A 25,472-nucleotide genomic window follows, 5' to 3' on the forward strand; every position below is an offset into this window, starting at 1 on the left:
ACGACGTCTTTTGATATGTAAATATACAAACCTGCCTCTTAAAGGGAAATCCTGAATCGTAATCTCATCCATGAAACCCTTGGAAACCAATTCTAGAGCATTGAACTCTTGCGGAGGTTTTATTTTTTCTTCAAAATACAGATGCAATACTTCTTCTGTGTTGCTGGTGGAAACTACTTCAAAGTGATCTACTAAAAAATCAGGAAGCATAAATTTTAAAAGTTCTAAAGCAGTCATGTGTAATTCTTAGACTGCAAATTTCTGATTTTATTTTGATATTCTTCCCCAAGTTTTGTTCTTGATCCATTCGAACCCCCAGAATATAATAGAAAGTGACTCTATATAATCTCCAAATTGCTTTCAATTACTATTTAATGACAAATAATGAAATCTGATTTCAAAACGTATCTAAGCATATTATTGCTATATTTGCTTAAGAGCCTGCCAGCGATGCCATTCCGATTAAAAAGCTGGCCAAACAGTCAAAACCAATATGTCATTTACGCCAGATGTCCAATATACTCAAAAACCATATAGCCAAATTTGCACAGATCTCAGACAATGACTTTGAGCAGATCAAAAAATTCTTCGACATTAAAGAAACTTATAAAAAAGAGAACCTTCTAAAGGAGGGACAGATCTGCCGGCATCATTATTTTGTTTTGGACGGCCTGCTTAGAAAGTTTTATATTAACGAGAAAGGTACCGAACAAACCACGGAATTTGCCATAGAAACATGGTGGCTTACCGATAACTTTGCCTACGAGAACCAGCTCGCGACAGAATTTTATATTCAGGCAGTAGAGAAATCAACATTGCTTTACATCACTTTGGAGAAGCAGCAGAAGTTGCTGGAAGAGTTTCCGGTAATGGAGCGCTATTTCCGTTTTGTTTACCAGAGGGCATATGCGGCGGCCCAAAAACGCATTAAATTCCTTTTCTCGTTCTCTAAGGAAGAGTTTTATTTCCAGGCAGTCAGAAACCACCCCGAATTCATCCAGCGTGTTCCCCAATACCTGATTGCTTCCTATCTAGGATTCACACCCGAATACTTGAGCGAAATACGCAAAAGGCTTCTTTCTTAAACCAGTTTAAGTTTTTTCCTTTCCTTATTGTTCAATTTTGCATGGAACAATTTAAAAATAATAATACAATGCAAAAACGACTTAACATTAAGCAGGCCGCTCCAGATGCACTGAAAGCGATGATCGGCCTTGAAAGCTACCTTTCAAAGATTTCCATATCCAAGACAGCCAAAGAACTCATAAAGATACGTGCCTCGCAGATTAACGGCTGTGCATACTGCATCAACATCCACACCCAGGACGCCGTTAAAAACGGCGAGTCAAACCAGCGTATTTTTCTCTTGAGTGCCTGGAAGGAAGCTGGGGACATTTTTACAGAAGAGGAAAAAGCAGTTCTTGCTGTAACTGAAGAAATAACATTAATCCATGAGAATGGATTAACGGATGAAACCTATACAAAGGCCTTGCAGTATTTCAGTGAAAGCCAGATAGCAGATATAATAACGGCCGTAATTACAATCAATCTTTGGAACAGGGTTGTTCTCAGCACCCATCTCCGTATAGGAGAAAGTCTTGCATAACATTGCAAAAAAAAAATAGTTTAATTACGATGCATCAAAAATTTTAGAATTACAATTAAATTTGAAGACGATAGGCCCGATTTGTTTCGGGCTTATTGCTTTTACGAAAAACTTATTTAGGATAACCAATTAGCAAACATTTTAATGTTTCCGAAAGACGGCAAATTGCTGACATTCCTCTATTTATCACAAAACATACATCAATTTTTTTGGTCCTAATAGCAACACAAATTCTTTTACATCGAGACAAAAGATTGGTACTGATAGCTGGAAACGCTCCTAAAAATCATTAATATAAAAAATCTGAGAGTAATTCATAAAGCTGAAGAAAAACAATCCTACCCTAACTAAAACATTTTTTTTAATCCTTGATAAAATTTGTAAATTTATATTTGTTTAATGCTATGAATCAATTGAGTTTGTATAATTTTTACATCAATCCCCAACGGTACATCTAAACCAAAATAATATAGCCAATGAAAGACAGACACTACATGTAGTACGCCAATCTCTTCAAATCTTCCAAAAAATTTATTGTAATTTGTCCCGTAGAGGTCACTACAGCCAAATGGCGCCAATTGAAGACAATTGACGCCATTTTTTTATATACACTATAAATACGCTAACTTTTAATCATTTTTGCTTTTATTTTCTTTATTTCAAACAATAGCTAAATTGCATTAAAGTATATACTATATAAAAAACAGCACAAATAGTCGATTTGCCACTCGATAATTTAACAGGATTCGAACACCAAAAATGAAGAAAAAATATGGCTTTGAAATATCTAATTTTTTTCTAGATACTGTTCAATTTCAGAAAATGAAATCTCATTTTAAAATGTTTTAATATTTCAAAATTATTTGAATTTTCTACTCGTACTTTTTTTAAATATAATTATTGTTCGACTGTAGCAAAAAATGGTTTATTCGTCGAAAATTTTATTAAAATTATTGACAAACTGAAATGGATTTTCTCATCAATCCCTATGCGCAGATAATACAATGCTCTTTTACTTCTTTATGATCGGAATTTCAAAAGTAGTCTTAACACTTTGCATTGAAACAAAAGTTTTAAACTTCTTAACATTAGGATTGCCAAAAAATAATTTTCTGGTCAGTTTCTCATAATCCGACATTGTAGGCAATGCAAGCACAAGTATAAAATCAACATCACCTGTTACATAATAACATTGCTGCACTTCAGCAATACTACTAAAAAGTTGCTTGGCTTCATCTATTAATTTTAGTTGTTCGTCTTTCAACTCCACTTCTACAAATATAGTCAGAGGATGCCCAAGTTCACTTTGATCTACCACTGATACGTCTGCAGTTATAACACCTGTTTCACGCATTCTCTTAATACGTCTTTGCACCGCCGCTGCTGAGAGCCCTATTCTATCGCCGATATCTCTTTGCGGTGTTAGATTATTCTTTTGAAGAATTTCTAATATCTCTAAATCAAATTTATCTAATGCCATTTTTTTATGTACTTATGAAACAAAATTGCAAATAAACACTGTAAATTAACGAAAATAAACACATCTAGTGAATTATTTTTGCATCATAAATTATTTCCCTATTATTAAATACAATTAAATGAAAGAAAAAAACAAACAACTGGCAGGGTTTTCATTAGCTATTATTGCAGCAATTTTCTGGGGTGTCTCCGGAACGTTTGGTCAGTTCCTCTTTCAGCAGAGGCAAATTAATGTCGAATGGCTTGTTACTGTGAGATTGCTTTTCTCAGCAATATTATTATTACTATTTTCCTTAATAAGTAAGCAGAAAGATCTTTGGCTGATATGGCGCAATAAAAGAGATGTTCTTCATCTGTTATTATTTAGCCTGCTTGGAATGATGGCTGTTCAATACACTTATTTTGCAGCAATTAAATACTCCAATGCGGCAACGGCAACCGTACTTCAATATTCCGGTCCAGTAATAATAGCTGTTTATCTGGCTTTAAAAAATAAAAAAAATCCAAAACCTATCGAATATCTGGCAATATTTCTTGCGGTAGTCGGAACCTATCTCTTAGTTACACATGGTAAAACTGATGGTCTTTCTATTTCCACGGCAGCTCTTTATTGGGGTTTAGCTTCTGCATTATCACTGGCTTTTTACAGCATTCAGCCAATTGGTCTGCTTAAACGCTATAATTCGGCAGTTGTTATTGGATGGGCAATGCTGATTGGAGGAATAGTACTTAGTTTTGTTCATTCTCCCCTTGACGTTACCGGAGAATGGGATAAATATACTTATTTATACACCGCATTTATAATACTTTTTGGAACTCTCGCAGCATTTTACTTCTATCTTACGGCCGTAAAAATAATCGGCTCGCAAAAAACAAGTTTGCTGGCATCAGCTGAACCCTTATCGGCAGCTATTATTTCTGTGCTTTGGCTGAATGTTACATTCGGTATAATGGACTGGATTGGAAGTATATTTATAATTTCAACAATTTTCTTACTCAGAAGATTGTAATTTTCTTTTCTAATTCTATCTTTTACTTTATTGAATTCAAAATTGAAAATAATAAAGCCAAGCAAATACAATTATACCTTAATTATAACAATCTTTCCAAATCCTCGATAATATTTGTAGAATTGTATATCAGTTTACTACCATTAACTAATATGGTTTTTATAATTTTTGCATCAATCCCCAACAGGACATCTAAACCAAAAATACAAAGCCAATGGAAGATAGACACTACATATAGTAAGCCAATCTCTTCAAATCATCCAAAAATGATGTTGTAATTTGTCCTGTTGAGGTCTCTCTACGATACAAAACAAAACCATTAATAGACTACATAAACAAATGATTATCTTTGAGTTACAAAACTCAACAGATGATGAATAACCAAAATGACAAATGGAAAATAACTCACGAGAAGGCACATAAAATGCTAACCGACGAAGGGATGAACGTCACCCTAGACGAAGGTGCTGAAATATTGTCTTTTTTAAGATTTTTGGCAGAAGGTACTGTGAAGAAATTTCTAAAAGACTCAGAAAGTGGTGAAACTGTAGAAAATACCATATTAGATAAAAAAAACTGACACTCCAACTAAAATTAAGCAGAAAAAAAATGTCTCTCCTGAAGGAGTAATTTATTGCAGTACTTGTAATTTTCTAAATAATAATTTTTAATCAAAGATTTAACTTTCAGTATTGATAAATTAAAATGCCAGATTAGCTAAATAGAACATTTATAGCACAAGCTTTATTTGGGGTTGCCTACAATTTCGCCAAAAAGAAAAAGCGTTTTTTATAGATAGTAAACCATACCAATTTGCGGTAAAATCTTAGTATAATTTATTTAGAAATAATAAACCTTAAAAAATCAATACTTAAGAAGCTCATTTTCAAATGTGTATTACATATTTTTAGGCAGATAAAATATTGAAAAAAGATATATTTGAATCTGGGTGCAGAATCGGTGCACCTAGATTCAAGATACAATTTAAAAGATTATAAAACAGCTACTTGAAGCCATAAGTTCGAAACATTACTACATGTTTACTAGACAAAATTTGGATGTGCGGATAGACAAGAAGCGCGAAATCTAACCAAATCTGAAATTCTTCCTATTATTTTCTCCAATTAGGTTGCTTTTTTGATAAAATAAATATCTACGCCTAGCAATTGTTGTTCTATTGAAGACATTAATTAATTCTTTCTTACGTTCAAAAAAAAGTATGCAGTTCGCATTTATACAATTTAATGTCTTGTCGATCGAGTAATTTTACTTTCTGCAAAAGCTGGAAAATCAGAGTGTGATGAAGTAAACGCTCTTCTTATAAAGAAGCCGCAAATGCAGTATTTAATCCTAAATCCTGTAATCTTGAGAAAAAACAAAAAGGACCGCGAGATGGATAGTTGTCAAGACTAATACCAGAGAGTAACTCCTGATAAATCAGAAAACATTGATATTACAAAAAGAATAGGAAGATTACTTTTCTTATTGAAGTATTGATAGATTTGTTGTTGCTGTTGTTGTATTGACTCTAAAAATTGGCTTATTTTCTTATCGCCACTATTCGAAAATGGAAACTAACATCGAACATTAAAAATTTTAAAATGAAAAAAATCATCCTTGTATTGCTATCTTTTTCTGTAAGTTTTGTCTTTGCCCAAAATCCGGTATCCTATCCAAAGGACACTGCCATTTCAAAACCGGAATTAAATTTTGAAGTATTATGGCATACTTTTGAAGACAACTATGCCTTCTTTAAGTTAAGGAATATTGACTGGCATGCCGCCTATCAAAAATATAGGCCGCTGATAAACGCCAATACTTCTGATGATTCTTTATATACGGTTTTTTCTCAGATGCTGGCTCCTTTTAAGGACAATCATATCAATGTTATCGTTCCGGGAATAAAGCAATTCAAATCCGTGAAACCTTCGCAGTTCGTAAAAGAGTTCCCAACGGATAGTTTGCGTAATGAGTTTTGGCAGATGGTAAATTCTTCCTTATCGCATAAACATTTTACAGCGTTGCAATACACAGGTCCAGAATTTAATCATGTACCTCTGTTTGCTTATTCGACTTCAAATGGTATTGGATACCTGCGTTTCAACAGATGCTTCGTTGATCAGGATTCTGATAATGTGCCAGATGCAGCAGTTGCAGGTAAACTTTTGGATACGCTGTTTGCAAGTTTTAAAGATGTGAAATCAATTATTGTAGATGTAAGAGATAATATTGGGGGCAATGATGAATTTGCTTATGAAGTTGCTGGCAGATTTACAGCTAGTAAAGTAATTGGGATGCATAAAAAAACGAGAATAAGAAAGGGAGGATATGAAGATTTTGGGCAGCTTGAAACATGGTACACTGAGCCTAAAGGTGTTTTTCAATTTACAAAACCCGTAGTAGTCTTAACGAATGACAAAACAGTAAGCGCCGGAGATTTATTTGCTTCAATAATGAGAGAACTGCCCACTGTAAAAATTGTCGGTTCAAGCACACGCGGTATTTACTCAAATATGTATGGCTTTACACTTCCAAATGGGTGGCTTATTTCACTTTCTAATGAGCGGTACTACGACAACAAAATGATTTGTTATGAAGGAATCGGCGCACCTGTTGACATTCATGTTCTAAATACCCAAAATGATTTGCTAAACTTAAATGACCCCGTATTAGACACAGCTATCAAAGTATTATTGAAGACCCGCAATTAAATAAACTACAGCTATTAGGAATAAAAACTAAGCAAATTTTACTGATTTTTCATAAGCTTTAGTTTTTGTGGCAATATCGTGGCACATGGTATTTTTGAAAAACAGGAAATCCGGTAAAATCGACATTTGATAAGCTTAGGTTCGAAACTTATACAACTTAATTTTATTAGTGTATTTATCCAGAGGGTTCGAGTCCTGTTCCCGCCACAAGATAGCACTTGAAATATGCTGAAAACACTCATTGCAAGTTTTGTGGCAGAATCGTGGCACTAAACTTCCTGTGGAATAACAAAATCAATAAAAACAACCACTTCAGTACTTAGGTTCAATTATATTAAAAAATCCAACTCTAACCCGTTGGAAGCAGGATTATCTAGCGCATCATTAATTCAAACCAGTCAGCATTACTTGCCTCTTTAACCGCCAGTTTATCTTCTGAACTAAGTGAGGCTAAAAAGCTCTTATAACCAAACATATATCCCGATGAGTCTTGCCCTTTGCAATAAGCATTAAAAACATTTGTTGAGTAAGGCTTTGATAAGGATGCGACCGCCTTCACGCAGGAAGCCGTTTCGTTCCAGTTTGACACCACTGTTCCCTTTATACTGTTGTAGACCGGGCATCCAACTTTCTGTCCTGCTGAGTACATGCGGGTGAGTTCTATAGATATCTCTGCGGTGTAAACGTCGTTATTCTTCTGGCACTGCGCTGTCTTCTCTGCAAAGGATTTTTTATTCTCTGCCAGCTCAGATATGGCCGCAGCATGCAAGAGTTCAATTTCTTTTTTCTTTGCATCCCGCTTTTCTTTTAAAGGCAGAAGGGCCTTTTGCTGTTCGTTTGGCAGATCGGTCTTAAGAGACCATATCTCTGCATTTAATTTTTTATTTTCTGCTTGAAGTAATGCTATGCTGTCCTTTGTCTGTTTTTCTAGCTCGGTAATACTGTCTCTAATTACAACGATCTGCTTTCCAGTCATTTCAAGTCTGGCCGCTATGCTGTCGGAAGAGAGCTCTTTCTGCAGACCATTTTTCAGGGCTTCCAATTCCTGCACCTGCACCTGTAGCTGCAATAGCCTGCTTTCATACAGAGTTTGTATAGTATTGATTTTCTGCTCATTGGACGATATGATGTTATTTTTTGATTGCAGTAACTTTTCATTATCATTTTTCAATTTCTGCTTAATTTCTTCGCTTAGGTTTTGAAATTCCTTCTCAATTCGCGGTATTTTAGCTTTGCAAATGGTAATCTTGTCATCTGATATAAGGGTTTTTACAGCAGAAGTCATAAGTTCATCTGACCACATTTTCTGCTTTGCTTTGGAGTCGTCAAGCAGAATCATTTCGTAGTTTTTGCTGTGGAGAGTTATTTCCTGGCACAGCCTATCGTTGTCATCTTTAAGTTTTTGAATCTGCTCCTTTTTTTTCAGAATAGTATTATCGCCTTTTTCCAAATTCTTAAGCTGCACCTTAAGAATGGCAATTTTCTCTGAGAATCCTTTTCGAGCAGTCTCTAATTCAGATGTTGTAGCTGGAATGGCATATCCTTTTACTTCCCCTAAATGTTTTTCAAAGCTTTGTCCTTTCTTTTCAAATTCAGATTTCCATTCATTGCATTTGCTGCATCTTGCACCCGCTTTCATATCTGCTATCAGGTTATCCCTATCCTTATAAATTTGCTCGATTTCAGATCGTAGCTTTTGCAGCTTGTCTTGCCATAGTTTCTCTAGCTGAGGCAGCTCGGACTCTAGCTGTAGAATCCGCAATCTTGACGCTTCTATAGATCCTGCCTTGCTTTCAATGGCTGATACCTCTCCGATTCCTACAGTCTGCGCATGCAATTTCATCGTACAGAAAACAGTAAGCGCTAAGCAATATATGTAATTTTTCATCCTGAAATGTTTATTTGCCAAAAGGATCATCCTCTTGTTCCGCCAAGTATAAATCTTTTAGGTATTCAAAAGCTTTTTTCAGTCTATTCTCATCTCCATCGAGTTTAAGAAATGGAATGTAAATTACGGTATCATAATCAAAATATGTCGATGTATACATGGATCCAACCAGCCTGCTGTCATAATTCCAACAGTCGCAAAAAGCGTCCCCGTTGCCAGGATAGGTACAGTACACCCTCTTTTTATATTGGTATGCCAACTGCTTAAGTGCATTGGGAATGAAACTGAGTTTTAAGAGCCCCACTTCCTGATGTGGCTGGGTTGGGATTATTTCGACTGCACTTATATGGGCAGGCAGGAATTCTACACTGGAATAAACACCGCTATAATATTCAGGGGTAGTGAAATTATAGTGCTGCCTGTTATAGCAGCCATATTGATCAGTAGCGAAGCTTCCAGTATATACAATCTTGTTATTTGACCCCGAAGCAAGGTTATTTTCATAGATATAAGCCCAAGAATCCGAAAATGAAAGCGGTGCTGCAAACTGCACTTTATCGTCGATTACAAAAGGATGGATTTTGTTTCTGGCCTCGGTTATCTTTTTATTAATGTAGTTTACCGTTTCTTGTTTCGTTAGATTCTGCGCCCGGGACGGCGTGACAAGCAGGAACATAATCCCTGCGATCAGTATCTGCACTGTTTTCATACGATTAGCAGTATTGTTAAGTATATTAATAATTTAAATCCTATGCCTTCATTTATTTAGAATGAAATCCTTTAATCGGATTTCCATTTGCCATTTACAACGTTCAAAAATAATCAAAAACAGCAAAAAAACAATACTTTACATAACTATCAACTAATTTACCTGCTCCACGTTTTTCACCCTGTATATATCCATGGCATAATCGTGGCGCATAACTTTTCTTATGCTTCTTAAATCATTAAAACCAGGCTCTATATATCTTAGGTTCGAATTGCTGAGCGATCAAAATATTTTTTAAGCTTAAGTATTCAGTATTTTTAATATATTTGTTATACAAAAAGAATAATACTACGGCCATTTGTTAGTATTTTAAGTTTTGTGTATAATTTAATATTGAAATAGTAAAATTTGAATTTGGTGCAGAATCGGTGCACTGAGGTTCAAGACAAAAATAAAGGTGGCATTTACAGCGGGTTCAAGCTTAAAGTTCGAATCCTGCTCTCCTCATCCCTATTAAATATACATAATTACCCACTAATTAGATTAAAGCAGTTTAAAAACACTAATATCCCGACCGCATTTTGATTAGAATAATCTCCAACCATTTATTTAATTTTACTAAAATCAACCCGTTCTCTTTAAATAATAGCAAATTTCATTTTAAAGAATTTTATAAAAAATTATTACAACTTAATAAATTTAAATATCCATAAGTTTTAACATTTTTTAACGTTTAACCTTAACAGGACACCCAAACCGCAACAAAACAAAAACTTAAAATAATTATCTTACAAATTCATTTGAAAATAAGCTAATTTCTTTAAATCATTCATAAAATGGTTTGTAAATTGTTCATTAAGGGTCACAAAAACCAGATGGCGCCAATTGTCTTCAATTGGCGCCTTTTTTTTATTTAAGCTCAATAAATACGATAACTTTGAATCATTTTTACTTCTATTTTTATTCTTTAAAATAATAGTAAATTGCATCAGTGTATATATTTATGCAAAAAACTGCGCAAATAATTGATTTATCATCCAATAACTTAACAGAATTCGAACACCCAGAATGAAGTGAAATTATGACTTTATTATACCCTAGTTTTTTCTAATTAATGTCCAATTTCATAAAATGAAATCTTATTTTAAAATTGTCTAATATTTCAAAATTATTTGAATTTCCCGTTCTCCTTTTCAAATGTAATTGCTACCCGACTAAAGCAAAAAATTGATTTATTTCTTTTTCTGCTGAAAATGAAAAGAGACGGCCGTGCCGTCCCTTCTGATATAATAGGCTGAAAAATTTTATTGCTTAGAGTCCACGCTTAGTGGCGGAAGATTAACTTTCTTTTCATTCATCATTTTTTTCACCTGTTCAATAGTCCTGTAGCGCTCAATCTGCATCTCGCCTGTAAAGGTTTCGCTCTGAGGCGCTCTTGGAGGTATCTTGGCATAAGTTTTCATAAGATCGGCAATTGCCTGATTAAAAATTATCGCAGTCCATGTTTTCTCTGTCCAGCTGTTCATAAACAAATCATAACGCTCCTGAGGATCCTGCCACAAATTATAAATAGCCGGAACCGTCGCTACATACGTTTCATCTCCTCTCCAGCCAAGCTGCTGTCCGGGAGCGTCACTTCCTGCAATAGCTCCGTTATCCCCACGGGTATTAAATACTGCTTTGAATTTTCCGATTCGCACAGCTCCTGGAGACAATTCTGCTTCTGTAAAATAAAACCATCTATCACGCAGCGGCGTTCCCTTTTTAAACAATACATTAGACATGTCATAACTGTCAAATACCATATCAGCACCCGCCCTGTCCTTTTTAGGAAGCTCCACGCCAGCAAGACTTGCAAATGTTGCCATAAGATCGAGTCCTCCTACGATATCATGGCTTTGGCTTCCTGGCTCAATCTGTCCCGGCCACCAAGCAATTGCAGGCACGCGACTTCCACCTTCCCTGTCTGTTCCTTTAGTACCTCTAAAAGGAGTATATCCTGAATCAGGATGCACATCCTGCCAGGCACCATTATCCACTGTATAAATGACAATTGTATTTTCTGCTATGCCCAAAGAACGAATTTTATCCATAATACGACCTACATTATAATCCATCTCCACTACGGCATCTGAATATTTGCTTTTTCCGGGAGATTTGCCAATAAATTGTTTGGAAGGAAGGTTTGGCTGATGGTTTTTAGCAAAATTGATACACATAAAGAATGGATCTTTGCTTTTTCCATATTCATCAAGCTGCTTTAAGTTGTTTTCCACCATCATCATATCCAGTTCAGCAATATTCTCTTCAGTAACCTTACTAACCTCTCTAGCTTTTCCGCCTGCTTCGCCTTCAAGTATGCCTGTAGTTACTTTTTTGAAAAGCTCCAACATCTCCGGAGACATTTCCGGATTCCAAGACTGGAAAGCATAAGTATAAGCATTAAGATGGTAAAGCACTACATTCTGCATTTTGTCAAAACCATGAGCAATAGGCATCGAATAATCTGCTTCTCCAAGGTGCCATTTTCCTGAAAAATACGTTTTGTAATTGGCTTTTTTAAGCACCGAAGCCAGCGTCCATTCTTCTTTAGGCAGCCCACCTCCCTGACCCTGAAAAGCAACAGTAGTCATGCCGCTTCGATTCGGAATGCGTCCAGTGAGCATTGCAGCTCTTCCGGGCGTGCAGCTTGGCTGTCCATAAAAGGACCAGAATTGCATTCCCTCCTTAGCCATTCGATCCAGATTGGGTGTCGGCATTCCTCGTCCGACTCCTCCTCCATAAACTCCTAAATCTCCCCAGCCCGTATCGTCTGAGATAACCATTATAATATTGGGCTTCTTTATAGTCTGAGCTTCTACATTAAAAATCACTACCGCACATAAAGTTGCAGCTAATAATATGTTTTTCTGTTTCATAACTTTAATTTATATGGATTAGTATTCAATAAAATTAAAAACCAATCCTCATAAAGATGACTTTTTTCCCCTTCAAATGGTTTCATATTATAAAATGAAACCATATATTTTTTTAAATGAAACATTAAAATAATAATAAGCGCTGCAAAATAATAGCTTTGGGACAGAACCAGCTAAAATTAATATGTTTTAATCTGAACACTAATTGGAAACTTCTCCAGTACTTCACCATAGCGGTCTAATTCGCTTGCCAATCTTACACTCGCAGGAATATGGCGTATGGTTATTGATGAAAGGGATTATTTTGTACAGCAAAACCTAAATCGCATAAAGTAATCCATAGAGCCAAAGAAAGACAATTTTACCTTAAGCACAACAATCTTTTCAATCCATCCATAATATTTGTAGAATTGTATTTTAATCTAATGACACAAACCAATTGAGTTTTTATATTTTTTTTGCATCAAACCCCAACAGTACATCTAAATCAAATTTACAAAGCCAATGAAAGACAGACTCTAAATATAGTACGCCAATTTCTTCAAATCTTCCAAAAATGATGTTGTAATTTGTCCTGTCCCCGTCAGAAAAAAAAGATATATTTAACAAGCATATATCCCTAAAAAAAAGTGGTTTGGATATCCATTAGAGTTGACACCAGATTTAGTTAAAGGGAAACAAAACTAAAAGTTGAATTTATTTATGATGGTGGCGGATTAGGAAAAGGTGCCACTGTAAAATTATATGGTGATAATAAAGAAATTGTAAATAACCCCTACAATACAAAAAAACCACTTCACTGGATAATAGCATCATTTATCATACAAATTCACTTGAAAGTAAGCTAATTTCTTTAAATCTTGCATAAAATTTGTTTGAATTTGTATCGTAGAGGTCACTAATCGGGACAAAAGATTAAAATCATCTTTTGTTCCGATTATTTTTTGCAATTAATCTACTGTTTACCAAAACAGATGCAGTTGACCATTTCATTAATTCACTTTGCAGGTTCGAAATTTGTGCTGTAATCATCTTTCATTATTTTATAATCTGAAGGTTCGATATCTGACATGTACCGAGAGAACTTATTCTTGGAATAAACAAGTCTGCTGCCTATCCTACCATTTAAAGGTTTTCAAATGCATCATTTGTATTACTTAATGCTTCAAATTTATTATTGTAATTAGAGCCCTAAAACTACTTTTACAATCTTTAGTATTCTAGATTTCATAAAAAAAACATAATTATTTATTACTATTTGATTTCAAAAAAACTTTTAATACCTAAAACCAAACACTATCATGAAAAACCGGATAAAAGCCTATTCATTTTTAACATTGATCATCTTTGCAAATGGATATGCACAAAACAAGAAACACATGGATTACAAAAGACCAATTGAAGAACGCATTTCATTCCTGATTAAAGAAATGACATTAGAGGAAAAAGTAGGTCAGATGAATCAGTACAATGGTTCTTGGGATGTTACGGGACCAAAACCAGAATCTGGTTCTAATGAAGAAAAATACAACAATATAAAAAAAGGGTGGGTTGGTTCTATGTTAACAGTTCGTGGTGTGAAGGAAGTAAGGGCAGTGCAAAAAATTGCCGTTGAAGAAACACGTCTTGGGATTCCATTACTTTTTGGCTTTGATGTTATCCATGGCTACAAAACCCTCAGTCCTATTCCACTTGCAGAAGCGGCAAGCTGGGATTTGGAAGCCATTAAAAATTCAGCTCGAGTAGCTGCTCTCGAAGCATCTGCATCGGGGTTAAACTGGACTTTTGCTCCAAATGTTGATATCACTAACGATGCTAGATGGGGAAGAGTTATGGAGGGCGCTGGCGAAGATCCCTATTTAGGAAGTAAAATTGCAACGGCAAGAGTTAAAGGTTTTCAAGGCGAGCACTTTGACAATACCTCAATTATAGCTTGTGCGAAGCATTTTGCTGCTTATGGTTTTGTAGAAGCTGGCCGAGAATACAATAGCGTAGATATGAGTAATTCAAAATTGTACAATACAGTATTACCACCTTTTAAAGCAACAGTCGATGCTGGGATTCGCACCTTTATGAATTCATTCAACACCTTAAATGGCATACCTGCAACGGGAAATGTTTTTTTGCAGAGAGATATTTTAAAAGGCGCATGGGGATTTAAAGGATTTGTAGTTTCTGATTGGGCTTCTATCGCAGAAATGATTACACACGGTTACGCAGCCAATGGTGCTGATGCTGCCAGAAAAGCTGTTGTTGCTGGTTCGGATATGGATATGGAATCAAATGTTTATGTGACAGAATTGGTTAAATTAGCCAAAAAAGGCACTGTAAAAGAAAGTCTAATTGATGATGCTGTACGCAGAATTCTTAGAGTAAAATTTGAATTAGGCTTATTTGACGATCCTTATAAATATTGTGATGAAGCTCGTGAAAAATCAAATATTGGCAATAAAGCAAATAATGAAGATGTGTTGGACATGGCTAAAAAATCTATTGTTTTATTAAAAAATGATAAAAATCTTTTGCCTTTGAAAAAATCAGGTGCTAAAATAGCATTGATCGGTGCTTTGGCAAATGATAAAAACAGTCCATTAGGCAGTTGGAGAATTGCTGCCGATGATAATACGGCAGTTTCAGTTTTGGAAGGAATGCAGCAATATAAAAATAATGTATTAGTTTATGAGCAAGGAACAGATGTCGCTTTAAATAAACAATCATTTCTAGACGAAGTAAAAATTAATTCAACCGATTTTTCTGGGTTTGAAGCGGCAAAAAAAATAGCAAAAGAGGCAGATGTTGTTGTAATGGTTTTGGGAGAAATTGGCTTTCAAAGCGGCGAAGGACGTAGCAGAACCGAATTGGACTTACCTGGAAATCAACAGCAGTTGCTAGAGGAAGTTTACAAAGTAAATCCAAATATTGTTTTGGTTTTAAATAACGGACGTCCATTAGCTTTACCTTGGGCTGCAGAACACATTCCTGCTATTGTTGAGGCCTGGCAGTTGGGAACACAGTCTGGAAATGCTATTGCGCAGGTTTTATACGGAGATTATAATCCAAGTGGTAAACTGCCAATGTCATTTCCTAGAAATGTAGGCCAATGTCCTATTTATTATAATTTGTACAATACTGGAAGACCAACAGATAAAGATAATAACGTATTTTGGTCTCATTATTCAGATGTTGAAAAAACACCGCTGTATCCTTTTGGTTACGGATTAAGTTATACATCTTTCGCATATAAAAATTTAAAAATAGCAAAACCTTCTTTTCAAAAAGGAGAAAAAATTGAAGTTTCTGTTGACGTTACAAATACAGGAAATTTTGACGGAAAAGAAATTGTTCAGCTGTATATAAACGATCCTGTCGCAAGTCTGGTAAGACCAATAAAAGAACTAAAAGCTTTTGAGCTTATAGAGCTGAAAAAAGGAGAAACCAAAACCATCCACTTTGTATTGTCAGATGAAGCACTTGGTTTTTATGATAATGATGGTAAATTTTTAGTAGAATCAGGTCTCTTCAACATCATGGTTGGCTGGAATTCAAACGAAGGATTATCCTCTAAATTTGAACTAAAATAAATCTTAAGAATAAAAAAAACATAAATTCTATAAAGAATAGTTTTTTTATCTTCTATCCTGAGTACAATAATTCCTTTTATAGGTTATTAATTGTACTCAGGATTTTGGCAATATGTCAAATTTGAACAAAAAAAATTAAGTCTTCTGTTTAGTTTTATTAATATTGTTTCTTATATCCTGAAAATTTCATTTTTAAAATATACTGGATAACCTATACTGTTACATCTAAATGAAAAATATTACCTACCTCCTACTATGCTTTTTGAGCGTCATAAACTGCTTGTTCGCTCAAGGTAAATTTGATAATTACCAGTTTAGAAGCATTCAGGAAACTACTTCAAAAAGGGCTGTTTCTTCCATCATCCAAGATAATAATGGATTTATATGGATAGGCACAAACGGAAGCGGTTTATACCGATACGACGGCGTTAATTATTTTAGTTATAAGTATGACAAAAAACCTGGTTCTGTAAACAGCAACTTTATTTATGCCACTTTCATTGATTCAAAAAATAATCTTTGGGTGGGTACTGATGAAGGTTTATGTTTGTATAACAGGGATTTAGATAATTTTACTAGAATCAATATTGAAGATGTAATCACAAAGGGATACAGTGAACCAATTACTATAAAAACAATCATTGAAGACAATAATGGTAATTTATTCCTTGGCGCTTACGGCTTTGGATTGTTCAAACTTAATATGAAAACTTTAAAAGTTTCTTTAGTGCAGTCAAAAGTTTTGGACAAACCCAATTTTCTAATAAAGTCATCCGTAAAAAGTAAGTCAGGAATTATTTATTTAGGAACCAGCTATGGTCTTTTAGAAATTGATCTAAACGGAAAAGTAAAGCAGGTTTACAAAGATAAATTTAAGAGAGAACCTCTGTTAGACGATATAGAAAATCTTGTTACAGATAAATTTGGATATATATGGCTGGGAACAACAGAAAACGGACTGATAAAAATTAAACCCGAAACAGATAATTATCAATTTGAGAATTTTGCTATAACCAAAAACAAAATTTTATCGATTGTACAAAGTAGTCTTGATTATATTGTATGTGGCACCGAAAATGACGGATTATTGGTTGTAAATTATAAGGGACAAGTACTTAGAAAATACCTGCATAGCAAATACAATAATTTCAGTTTAAAATCTAATTCTGTCTGGTCTCTATATGAAGACAAAGAAAAACGACTTTGGTTAGGATATTTCAATAAAGGTCTTGGTGTTTTTGACAAACCTAACAATAAATTCAATTCGCTTGAATCACTTGCAAACAACGATAATTCTTTACAGACCAGCTATGTAACTTCTGTTGTAAAAGATAAAAAGGGTAATTTACTAATTAGCAATGAAGGTGGCGGACTTGATATTTATAATTTAAGTGATAAAAGCTACATCCACGTAAACAAGACAAATCAAAATTATTATTCTGGTTTGGACGCCGTTGACATTCAGACCATCTTTATAGACAGCAGACAAAATATCTGGATCGGAAGCTGGGATCGTGGCATTTACTTTTTGAAAAATGGAACAAACCGATTTATTAACTATAATACTTCAAATACAACAGGATTAAAATCAAATCGGATTTTCAGTTTTTCAGAAGACTCAAAAGGCAGAATCTGGATTGGAACTTTTATAAAAGGACTTCATTATTTTGATAATAAAACCAGTACTTTTATTCATTGCAACACCAGACCGTTTACAGATAATGCTCTAGACAACGCTTTTATTCGTAAGGTTTTTGTAGACTCCGATAATATTTTATGGGTAGGAACAATCTTAGGATTGTATCAGGTCAATTTAAAAGACGAATTGAATTTTAAAGTAACAAAAATGCGCGATGCGATGTTCAGCGGCATAAACAACCACAACAGCATCCAGACTATTTTGTCTATTTATGAATCTAATGATAAAACAATTTGGATAGGAACTGATGGGCAAGGACTATTTAGTTATAACAAAAAAAATAAAACATTTTCGAATTATGATGATTATCCGGGCTTTAAGGAGAAATCCGTTCGTGCTATAATTTCTGACAATAATGGCTCTTTATGGGTAAGCGGAGGGTCTGGTTTGACAAAAATCGACTTTAAAAACAACAAAAGCACCAGCTTTAACAAAGATGATGGTCTTATTGATAATGATTTTAATAACAATGCTGTTTTTAAAGATGGAAATGGAGATTTATATTTTGGCGGTTATGAAGGCGTAAATTATTTTAATCCCAGCGAGATTAAAAAATCAGAAAAAGCACCACGCTTATATTTCAGTGATTTTAAATTATTCAATCGATCTGTCAAACCAAATGAAGAGGGTTCTCCTTTGACCAAAGTAATTTCTCAAACTCAGGAAATTACGCTCAACTATACGCAATCGGTTTTTACGATTGAATATGTGGGAATTAACTATAATTATTCTAAAAAAAATCAATACGCTTATTATCTAGAAGGTTTTGAAAAAGACTGGAATTACGCGGGAAATAACAGAACCGCAACATATACCAATCTTGCGCCGGGCAATTATACTTTTAAAGTAAAGTCAGCAAATGCAGATGGTTCCTGGAGCAACAAACAATTAGAATTGAAAATAAAAATACTACCTCCGTGGTGGAAAACCATTTGGGCTTATTTAATATATACCGCTATTTTAATTTTTCTAATTAGATATGTCAATAAGATTTATCAAAATCGCTTTAAAGCAAAACAGGCCATCCTCTTAGAAAAAGAAAAAACGATTCAGTTAGAGAAATTAAACAATAAAAAATTACAGTTTTTTACCAATATCTCACATGAATTCAGAACGCCATTAACGTTGATAATCAATCCTTTGGAGGATATTTTAAGAAGTAAAAATTTATCTCCAGAAATACACAATAAACTTAAAATCGTACATAAGAGCTCTGACAGGCTTTCGAGACTAATTAATGAGCTCATGGATTTTAATAAATTAGAATTCAACAAAATTTCGCTTCAAGCAAAAAAAATTGAGATTGTCGCTTTTACAGAAGGAATTATTGCTTATTTCAACGAGGAAGCCGCCACCAGAAATATCACGGTTAATTTTGAATCAATACCAGATGAACTTGAAGATTGGCTTGATCCTAAAATGCTGGAAAAAATACTTTTTAATATTATTTCCAACGCATTCAAATTTACGCCCGACAATGGTTTGATAACTATTCGTATAGCTGCTTTAGAAGATGATAATTCCCTGATTATTTCTGGAGAAAAAGTACCTTCATTTTCCATAACCATTACAGATACAGGATCTGGAATTCGCAAGAAAGATTTGAATAAAATTTTTGACCGGTTTTATCAGCTCAACAACGTAAACAAAGATTATTATGGCAGCACTGGAATTGGTTTAGAGGTTGTAAAACAATTTGTTGAACTGCATAAAGGAAAAATAGAGGTTGAAAGTGAAGTTGGTAAAGGCACAAAATTTACAGTACTATTTCCTTTAGGGAATTCTTTTTATAAAAAAAGTGAAATAGTTAACGAGGTCTTTACAATAGAAAAAAACAAAAATCATTTCTTAACTGAATCTGTCAACAAAATAGATGATGCTGAACCTAAAGATCTAAAAAACAATAATTCCGATCTTGATTCTTCAAAATCATATACGGTTTTAGTTGTGGAAGATAATCCAGAATTGCGAAATTATTTAAAACAGGAACTAAGTAAATCATACAAAGTTATTACAGCTGAAAATGGCAAAAAGGGTTATAACCTTGCCGTTCAAAAATTGCCAGATTTAATCATTACGGATGTTATTATGCCAGTTATGGATGGATTAGAGCTATGTAAAAACATAAAAGGAGATTTAAAAACAAGCCATATTCCTCTGTTAATGCTTTCAGCAAAAGCAATGGTAAAAGATCGATTAGAAGGTATAGATTCCGGTGCCGATATGTATTTAAGCAAACCATTTGAATTGGATATTTTAAAATCCAGTCTTGCTCAGCTTATTACAAGCAGACAAATCATGTTTAAGAAGTTCTACAGTGGCATAACCAGACAGGGGAAAGAAAAAACAACTTCACTGGATAATGAATTCATTCAAAAAATCCTGCACTTCATTACTGAAAATATCAGCGAACCCGAACTGTCCGTGGAACTTTTATCTTCTAAAATATTTTTGAGCAGAAGCCAGCTTTACAGAAAAATAAAGACACTCACTGGAATATCAGTCAATGAATTTATTAGAAATGTAAGATTGGAAAAAGCAAAACAGCTTATAGAACAGGGAAATAACAACATCAATGAAATCAGCTATAAAGTAGGTTTTACTTCTCCCTCCTATTTTGCTAAATGTTATAAAATTAAATATGGGCATTTGCCTACTCAAGAAAAAAGGATAAAAGAATAAAATGTCAAACAATTGACAGAAATATAACTTAAATATAAAAAGAGCTTCGATCTAATTAGACTGCATCCAAAAAGTTAGAAACTATTTGGGAGCAGTTCAAAGAGGCTCTTTTTTTTGCGTCTATTTCTTAAAAAGCATTTTTTTCAACTTCATAAAAAAATCAACATATAAAAAATATTCCCTTATTTTTTTAAACAAACACTATTTTTTAAGTAAAAATTTTAGCAAAAACTCAGTCTTAATTTTTGACAGTTAAGGGTGCTAATTTACTAATTATAGGGTATCAACTGTTCTTTTTGCATCATTTGTTGCAGAATATGCTTCATCTATTCTACAATAGCATACCGCTACATTTTACTTTCGTTAAGAAATATTTAAGAAAAAAGCTTTCTTGTTATAAACTCAAAAAATCAACTAACAGAAGACTCGAATTATTAAATGTTTTAACAAAACTTAACACTAATTATTTAAGTAAACTAACAACCAAATTTTTATGCAGAAAAGAACATTAAAAAAACTATTGTGTTTAATAGTATGTATGTGGGGAAATTTTTTCTACGCTCAAACTGTTAAGGGTAAAGTAACATCTGGCGGTGCCAACCTCCCTGGTGTTAGTGTAATAGTACAGGGAACAAAAAACGGAACGGTTACCGATTTTGACGGTAGTTTTGTATTAAACGATGTAGAACCAAAAGCAATGTTGCTTTTTAGTTATGTAGGATACAAAAATCTATCACTGCCCGCAGATACAAAATCAGTGATGCAGGTAGTAATGGTAAGCGACCTTGAAAAATTAAATGAAGTTGTTGTAATAGGATACGGAACATCAAAAAGAAAAGATATTAATGGAGCCGTTTCTTCTATTAAAGCTTCCGAAATTCAGGACAAACCTTTTACATCTATCGATCAAGCTCTTGTTGGAAAAGCCGCAGGTGTAAATGTTACTCAAAATTCAGGGACTCCGGGAGGAGGAATTTCTGTTCAAATTAGAGGAATTACTTCTATTAATGGGAATGAACCTTTATATGTTATTGACGGAACACCAGTTTTTGCGGATAAAAACAACGATACTTTTTCATTCAGTGCTTTAGGTGGAGGAAATGGACAAACTAAAAATTCAGCTTTGTCTGGTTTGAATATTTCAGATATTGAAACGATTGACATCTTAAAAGATGCATCGGCAACAGCCATATATGGTGCAAACGGGGCAAATGGTGTAGTTTTAATTACAACTAAAAAAGGAAAAAAAGGAAAGTCAAAATTCGCATACGAAACCTATTTAGGAACTCAGGAAATAAGAAATACAGTTGATGTTTTAAACCTGCCGGAGTATGCCGCTTATCAGGCAAAAATTTACAAATTAAATGGCGAGCCTGTTCCTTATCAATATCAAAAACCTAATTTATTAGGAAATGGAACCAACTGGCAGGATGAACTTTTCCGAACTGCTACCATGTACAACCATCAGCTATCATTTTCTGGCGAAAAAGATGGAACACGTTATTATACCTCTTTGAACTATTTTGATCAGGAAGGGATTGTTTTGAATTCAGATTTCAACAGATTATCAATGCGGTTAAATGTTGATTCTAATGTGAAATCATGGCTGAAAATTGGCAACAACCTATCTGTAAGTAAATCGTCCCAGCAAGTGGTACGTAATGATGACAGAGGAGGTTTAGTAATGAATGCCTTAAGACAATCACCAGAATTACCGGTTAGATCTCCCGACGGTTCTTATGCTGGCCCAACAAGCGGTTTAGGATCTTCGGCAAATGAGGCTACTAATCCAATCGCTTTATCAGAATATAATAATTCAACTACAGAAAGATTTAAAATAAACGGAAATCTATTTGCCGATTTTACGCTGATCAAAGGATTAGTTTTTAGAACTGAATTAGGCTACGATTTGAATTTTGCGAAAAGCAGCACTTTTGCACCTAAATATACTTTAGGAAATGTAACCGAGCTTTTAAACAAATCATTCAAACAGCAGGATCAAAGCTACTATTGGAACATCAAAAATTATTTAACCTACAATAAAACAATCAACCAGAAACACAATTTTACTTTCTTATTAGGTCAGGAAGCACAAGAAAGTCGCTATGAATATTTAAGCGGTTATAGATCTGGTGAATTTTTAAGCAAAAATTTCACGAATTTAAATATTGGAGATATTGACACTGCGGTAAACGGAAATGGTTCTGGAAGATGGTCAATGACCTCCTATATTTCACGATTAAATTACAGCTTTTCAGACAGATATTCTTTCTCTGCTTCTATAAGAGCTGACGCTTCATCAAACTTTGGGCCCAACAACAAATGGGGTTATTTTCCTTCATTCTCTGGAGGATGGACAGTTAGCAACGAAAAGTTTTTTGAGCCTCTGTCAAACAGTATAAATTACTTGAAATTTAGAGCAGGTTATGGTACGGTTGGAAATCAAAATATTCCAGCAAACAGATATCAGACCATTCTATCATTGCTTTCATCTCCTTTTGGAGGCGTTTCGCCAACAATCGACAATTTAGGAAACCCTGATATCAAATGGGAGTCACTAAAATCCTTTAACACCGGTTTTGAATTAGCAATGCTTAATAACAGAGTAAAAATAGATTTTGATTATTATGTTAAAAATTCATCCGATTTCTTGACTAAACAAATTAATGACGAATCAAATCAAAGCGCGCTCAATTATTACCTGAATACTGGAGAAATTGTAACAAAGGGAATCGAACTTACTTTAAATACAAGAAATATTGCAACAGAAAATTTCACATGGGACAGCACCATTATTTTTTCAAAATACAATAATGAGCTTACTCGTTTTCAAGGCGAAGGAAAATCTTTATTAGGAAAAGTACAATTCGACTTATACAACGTTACCAGAACTACAGAAGGACAACCAGTAGGACAGTTTTACGGATATGTAACGGATGGTTTGTTTAAAAATGCTGCCGAATTAGCTGCAGGGCCTGTTCAGGAAGCAGGAACAGGAATTGGCGATATCCGTTTTAAGGATCTTAACGGTGATGGGAAAATTGACAGTAAAGACCAGACGGCAATTGGAGATGCTATTCCCGATTTTACTTATGCTGTTACCAATAACTTTAAATATAAAAACTTTAATCTCGGAATTGTTTTAACAGGAAGCCAAGGCAACCAAATCTATAATTTTACACGTCACTATATAGACGGAATTTATCCAGGATTTGGAGACCGATTTGGAAATGTCAGCACTCAGGCAATCCATGCTTTTGAACCTGGTATAAACGAAAATACAGACGTTCCTAGAATTACCCTTAACGATCCAAATGGAAACGGAAGAATCTCAGATCGTTTTGTTGAAGATGGTTCTTATTTAAGAATTCAAAATGTATCGTTGAGCTATGATTTACCAAGCAAGATATTTGAGAACTCTTTTATATCTAAAGTAAGATTGTATATAAATGTTCAAAATCTATACACGTTTACAAAATATACTGGTTTTGATCCTGCATTAGGAAATTTAGATCAGAATATAACCCTAAGCGGTATTGATTTAGGGCGCTATCCTGTACCAAGAACAACTTCTGTAGGAGTGAATTTAGAATTCTAAGACTGATAAAAAAACACATTTAATTTAATGATTCACGATCGTTAACATAAAAAAATAGTTATGAAAAAACTTTTTAAACTTTTTATGATGGGAATGCTCATACCATTGCTGTCTTTATTTTCCTGTTCTGATGATTTTTTGGATGCCCCATCCGAAAATCAATTAACACCTGGAGATTTACCTGAAGGAGTTACAGCTTTTGACGGAATCGCAGAGAGTCTGTACTTTAAACCATGGTTTACTTTTAATGATAAATTTCTGATTGCTGTTGGAGATATGTATGCCGGAAATGCATTTACATTTGATGGTGCGTATGCGCAGTTCAAAGATGCTCAGGTAACTTCACAAAATCCAATCCTTACCGAAGGATATGTATCGTTATTTTCGGTTATCGACCAGTCTAATAATCTAATGAGTTTAGTCGAGGCTAGAAAAAGTGAACTTCCAGAAGCATCATACAAAAATGCTATCGCCATATCAAGATTCATGAGAGCAAATGCTTATTTCTATCTAGTAAGAACTTTTGGAGCCGTACCTATTATAAACAAGGCAGGTTCTGCAGCACAGCCAAAGAGAAATCTTGTTTCTGATGTTTATAAATTCATTAAACAGGACCTACAATTTGCTGTTGAAAATTTACCAGAAAGAGCAGTAAAGAAAGGATACATTACGAAATATGCCGCTATGGGGATTCTTGCAAAAGTTCATTTAACCCTGAATGAATATGGAGAATGCGCCACTTTAACGCAGAAAATTATAGGAAATCAATATATTTTAATTCAAGATTACGGAAACTTATTCAGCAGTCCAGAAAATAATAATAGCGCAGAAAGCATGTTTGCCTTACAATGGAAAGCAATTGCTACAGAATGGGGAACACAAAATACAAATCAAGCTTATATAGTTCCTGGAGGCACAGGAATTACTGGTGGCGCAGACGGATGGGGCGTTTATCTGCCTTCTATCTCACTTCAAAACGGCTTTGAACCAAAAGATACCAGAAAAAAGAGCACCATTATGACTGACGGCGATTTTTATCCAGAACTGCTAAAAAATCAAGGTGGTTTTACATACAAAAAAATATACTCATCTACAGCGGCTAATTTTAGAAAATACATTGTAGGTTCTGCTGCAGAAAGAAATGATGTATTCTTTATGAGAACTTCGCAAAATACTATCATACTGCGATATTCCGACATTTTATTAATGAATTCTGAAGCAATTCTGGCTGGAGCAAGTTCTACCAATTCTGCATCTGCTTTAAGTTCATTCAATGAAGTAAGAGCTAGAGCAGGATTGCCTGCAAAAACAGTATTGACAAGAGACGAACTTTTTAATGAAAGAAGAATTGAATTTGCACTTGAGGGACAATACTTTTTCGATTTAAAACGCCGTGGTCTAGCTGAAGCAACAGCGATTATTTCGCAGCAGGAAGTTGGTTTCTATTCTGACGATGCGAGAACAAATTTGATTTCCAGAAAAATAACTCCAGGAAGCAATTATTTTGAACTGCCTCTACCGCAATCTGCTATTGATACTAATCCATCATTATTAGAAGCTCCTGTTCCTTTTAACTTTAATTAATTATACT

General features: G+C 34.3%; 14 protein-coding genes. 9 read left to right on the plus strand and 5 right to left on the minus strand.

Features of this window, described 5'->3' with window-relative positions; all coding sequences use genetic code 11:
• Positions 1 to 237, minus strand: a 237-nt coding sequence (locus tag BM289_RS23250) for an ISAon1 family transposase N-terminal region protein (RefSeq protein ID WP_091498348.1), incomplete at its 3' end; no start/stop codon positions are given.
• Positions 238 to 509: 272 nt separating this feature from the next.
• Between BM289_RS23250 and BM289_RS23255 the strand changes: the two genes are divergently transcribed.
• Positions 510 to 1,085 carry a Crp/Fnr family transcriptional regulator gene (locus BM289_RS23255; RefSeq protein ID WP_091498351.1) on the plus strand — a complete coding sequence of 192 codons (576 nt, stop codon included), beginning with the start codon at positions 510 to 512 and terminating at the stop codon, positions 1,083 to 1,085.
• Positions 1,086 to 1,153: 68 nt separating this feature from the next.
• Positions 1,154 to 1,606 carry a carboxymuconolactone decarboxylase family protein gene (locus BM289_RS23260; RefSeq protein ID WP_053471468.1) on the plus strand — a complete coding sequence of 151 codons (453 nt, stop codon included), beginning with the start codon at positions 1,154 to 1,156 and terminating at the stop codon, positions 1,604 to 1,606.
• A 1,012-nt stretch (positions 1,607 to 2,618) separates the two neighbouring features.
• Here BM289_RS23260 and BM289_RS23265 read toward each other — a convergent pair.
• Positions 2,619 to 3,086: an Lrp/AsnC family transcriptional regulator gene (locus tag BM289_RS23265; RefSeq protein WP_091498353.1), complete on the minus strand. Its 468-nt coding sequence runs from the start codon at positions 3,084 to 3,086 to the stop codon at positions 2,619 to 2,621.
• Positions 3,087 to 3,204: 118 nt separating this feature from the next.
• Here BM289_RS23265 and BM289_RS23270 point away from each other — a divergent pair, with 118 nt between their 5' ends.
• From BM289_RS23270 to BM289_RS23280, 3 genes are all read left to right on the plus strand, one after another.
• Positions 3,205 to 4,095, plus strand: coding sequence for a DMT family transporter (locus BM289_RS23270; RefSeq protein ID WP_091498356.1), 891 nt, complete (start codon positions 3,205 to 3,207; stop codon positions 4,093 to 4,095).
• Between the two features lie 370 nt (positions 4,096 to 4,465).
• Positions 4,466 to 4,675 (plus strand): hypothetical protein, encoded by a 210-nt coding sequence (locus BM289_RS23275; RefSeq protein ID WP_143102119.1) that lies wholly within the window; start codon positions 4,466 to 4,468, stop codon positions 4,673 to 4,675.
• Between the two features lie 955 nt (positions 4,676 to 5,630).
• On the plus strand, positions 5,631 to 6,806 hold the full coding sequence (locus tag BM289_RS23280) for a S41 family peptidase (protein WP_091498360.1): 1,176 nt from the start codon (positions 5,631 to 5,633) through the stop codon (positions 6,804 to 6,806).
• A gap of 373 nt (positions 6,807 to 7,179) precedes the next feature.
• On the opposite strand, the gene BM289_RS23285 is transcribed toward BM289_RS23280, so the two are convergent.
• The 3 genes from BM289_RS23285 to BM289_RS23300 all read right to left on the minus strand — a co-directional run bounded on the left by BM289_RS23285 (position 7,180) and on the right by BM289_RS23300 (position 12,321).
• Positions 7,180 to 8,694, minus strand: coding sequence for a coiled-coil domain-containing protein (locus tag BM289_RS23285; protein WP_143102120.1), 1,515 nt, complete (start codon positions 8,692 to 8,694; stop codon positions 7,180 to 7,182).
• A gap of 10 nt (positions 8,695 to 8,704) precedes the next feature.
• Positions 8,705 to 9,370 carry a hypothetical protein gene (locus BM289_RS23290; RefSeq protein ID WP_143102121.1) on the minus strand — a complete coding sequence of 222 codons (666 nt, stop codon included), beginning with the start codon at positions 9,368 to 9,370 and terminating at the stop codon, positions 8,705 to 8,707.
• 1,337 nt (positions 9,371 to 10,707) lie between these two features.
• A complete protein-coding gene (locus BM289_RS23300) occupies positions 10,708 to 12,321 on the minus strand; it encodes an arylsulfatase (RefSeq protein WP_091498371.1) in 1,614 nt (537 codons plus the stop codon).
• 1,301 nt (positions 12,322 to 13,622) lie between these two features.
• Between BM289_RS23300 and bglX the strand changes: the two genes are divergently transcribed.
• The 4 genes from bglX (at position 13,623) to BM289_RS23320 (ending at position 25,465) form a co-directional block, all read left to right on the plus strand.
• Positions 13,623 to 15,902, plus strand: a complete 2,280-nt coding sequence (bglX, locus tag BM289_RS23305) for a beta-glucosidase BglX (protein ID WP_091498374.1) — start codon at positions 13,623 to 13,625, stop codon at positions 15,900 to 15,902.
• Positions 15,903 to 16,131: 229 nt separating this feature from the next.
• Positions 16,132 to 20,283: a hybrid sensor histidine kinase/response regulator transcription factor gene (locus BM289_RS23310; RefSeq protein ID WP_091498377.1), complete on the plus strand. Its 4,152-nt coding sequence runs from the start codon at positions 16,132 to 16,134 to the stop codon at positions 20,281 to 20,283.
• A gap of 538 nt (positions 20,284 to 20,821) precedes the next feature.
• Positions 20,822 to 23,881, plus strand: a complete 3,060-nt coding sequence (locus BM289_RS23315; protein WP_244165444.1) for a SusC/RagA family TonB-linked outer membrane protein — start codon at positions 20,822 to 20,824, stop codon at positions 23,879 to 23,881.
• Between the two features lie 60 nt (positions 23,882 to 23,941).
• Positions 23,942 to 25,465, plus strand: a complete 1,524-nt coding sequence (locus BM289_RS23320; protein WP_091498383.1) for a RagB/SusD family nutrient uptake outer membrane protein — start codon at positions 23,942 to 23,944, stop codon at positions 25,463 to 25,465.
• The last annotated feature ends 7 nt before the right edge of the window (positions 25,466 to 25,472 follow it).

The organism is Flavobacterium phragmitis, assembly GCF_900112575.1.
GTDB classification, from domain to species: domain Bacteria; phylum Bacteroidota; class Bacteroidia; order Flavobacteriales; family Flavobacteriaceae; genus Flavobacterium; species Flavobacterium phragmitis.

Bases quoted from the DNA above. Each gene is read 5' to 3' on its own strand.
- BM289_RS23255 (WP_091498351.1), top strand. From the start codon at position 510: ATGTCCAATATACTCAAAAACCATATAGCCAAATTTGCACAGATCTCA.
- BM289_RS23315 (WP_244165444.1), top strand. From the start codon at position 20,822: ATGTGGGGAAATTTTTTCTACGCTCAAACTGTTAAGGGTAAAGTAACA.
- BM289_RS23270 (WP_091498356.1), top strand. From the start codon at position 3,205: ATGAAAGAAAAAAACAAACAACTGGCAGGGTTTTCATTAGCTATTATT.
- BM289_RS23260 (WP_053471468.1), top strand. From the start codon at position 1,154: ATGCAAAAACGACTTAACATTAAGCAGGCCGCTCCAGATGCACTGAAA.
- BM289_RS23275 (WP_143102119.1), top strand. From the start codon at position 4,466: ATGATGAATAACCAAAATGACAAATGGAAAATAACTCACGAGAAGGCA.
- bglX (WP_091498374.1), top strand. From the start codon at position 13,623: ATGAAAAACCGGATAAAAGCCTATTCATTTTTAACATTGATCATCTTT.
- BM289_RS23320 (WP_091498383.1), top strand. From the start codon at position 23,942: ATGAAAAAACTTTTTAAACTTTTTATGATGGGAATGCTCATACCATTG.
- BM289_RS23265 (WP_091498353.1), bottom strand. From the start codon at position 3,086: ATGGCATTAGATAAATTTGATTTAGAGATATTAGAAATTCTTCAAAAG.
- BM289_RS23290 (WP_143102121.1), bottom strand. From the start codon at position 9,370: ATGTTCCTGCTTGTCACGCCGTCCCGGGCGCAGAATCTAACGAAACAA.
- BM289_RS23300 (WP_091498371.1), bottom strand. From the start codon at position 12,321: ATGAAACAGAAAAACATATTATTAGCTGCAACTTTATGTGCGGTAGTG.
- BM289_RS23285 (WP_143102120.1), bottom strand. From the start codon at position 8,694: ATGAAAAATTACATATATTGCTTAGCGCTTACTGTTTTCTGTACGATG.
- BM289_RS23310 (WP_091498377.1), top strand. From the start codon at position 16,132: ATGAAAAATATTACCTACCTCCTACTATGCTTTTTGAGCGTCATAAAC.